The organism is Mesorhizobium sp. M2A.F.Ca.ET.067.02.1.1, assembly GCF_004023285.1.
Classification (GTDB): domain Bacteria; phylum Pseudomonadota; class Alphaproteobacteria; order Rhizobiales; family Rhizobiaceae; genus Mesorhizobium.
In genome coordinates this window covers 1-1,267 of record NZ_RZSB01001136.1, presented here as the reverse complement: position 1 = coordinate 1,267, position 1,267 = coordinate 1, and the positions used below count along the sequence as shown (strand labels likewise).

2 protein-coding genes are annotated in these 1,267 nt (G+C 65.6%); both read left to right on the top strand.

All coding sequences use genetic code 11. The features are described 5' to 3' along the window. A partial coding sequence (locus EOA28_RS36155; RefSeq protein ID WP_348633453.1) for a CBS domain-containing protein occupies positions 1 to 230 on the top strand: 230 nt, incomplete at its 5' end. Positions 231 to 423: 193 nt separating this feature from the next. Beyond that, a partial coding sequence (locus tag EOA28_RS36150; protein ID WP_128315862.1) for an FAD-dependent oxidoreductase occupies positions 424 to 1,267 on the top strand: 844 nt, incomplete at its 3' end.

Genomic DNA, 1,267 nt, shown 5'->3' with positions numbered 1-1,267 from the left:
GCGATACGCCGGTGAGCGCGCTGGCCCAGTTCAAGGACGCCGTGCTGGTGCCCTCGATGAATGTCCAGACCGCGGCCGAGACGTTCCAGCGCACCGGCGCCGAAGAACTGGCGGTGGTGGAGGATTTTGATGAGCGCATCGTCCTTGGCCTGCTCACCGAAAGCCATCTGATGCGCCGCTATGCCGAGGAGCTCGACAAGGCGCGGCGCGATCTGTCGGGCGAAGGTTGACCCGATCGACAGCCCGGCCAATAAGAGGCCGTTTGGAAATCCACTCCGCCGGCCATCTGATGGCGTTTTCTGCGCTTCCGGTGCTCACGGACCCGAATGTCCGCTCCGCTCCGGTTCTCGAAACCACCACCATATGACTCGCCGAAGCGAATTTCGAAACGGTCTCTAAGACGTCACTCCTGGAAGCCATCCCATGCAAGTCAAGCGCAACGGCGACATCTCGTTCTGGTATGCGGATCTGGGCGGCATCCCCGCGCCGTGTCCGCCTTTGCCAGGCGACATCGAGGCGGATGTCGCGATCGTCGGCGCGGGCTATACCGGGCTTTGGACGGCCTACTATCTGAAGAAGGCGAAGCCATCGCTGCGCATCGTGCTCGTCGAACGGGAGTTCGCCGGCTTCGGCGCCTCGGGGCGCAATGGCGGCTGGCTGTCGGGCGGTTTCGGCTGGTCGCGCGAGAAATATCTGAAGACCTCGACACGCCCGGGCGTCACCGCCATGCAGCAGGCGATGGCCGGCTGCGTCGACGAGGTCATCCGGGTGGCGACGGAAGAGGGCATCGATGCCGATATCCGCCGCGTCGACAATCTGACGGTCGCCACCAATCCGGCGCAGCTGGAGCGCGTGCGCGAGGAATGCGAGACGACCCGCTCCTGGGATGCCGATCCCGAACGGATCGAGCTGCTTGACGCCGAGGCGACACGGGCGCGCATCAACATCCGCAATGTCATGGGTGGCTTCGTCATCCGCGGCCAGGCGCGCGTGCAGCCGGCCAAGCTGGTGCGCGGGCTCGCGGCGGCGGTCGAGCGTCTCGGCGTTTCCATCTATGAGAAGACAACGGTCACCGCCATTGCCAAGGGCATCGTGGCCACGGACCGCGGCACGGTGCGGGCCGAAACCATCATCCGCGCCACCGAAGGGTTCACGGCCGGCATCCCAGGGGAAGAACGGACCTGGCTGGCGCTCAACAGCGCGCAGATCGTCACCGAGCCGCTGCCGGAAGAGCTCTGGCACAAGATCGGTTGGCAGGGGCACGAGC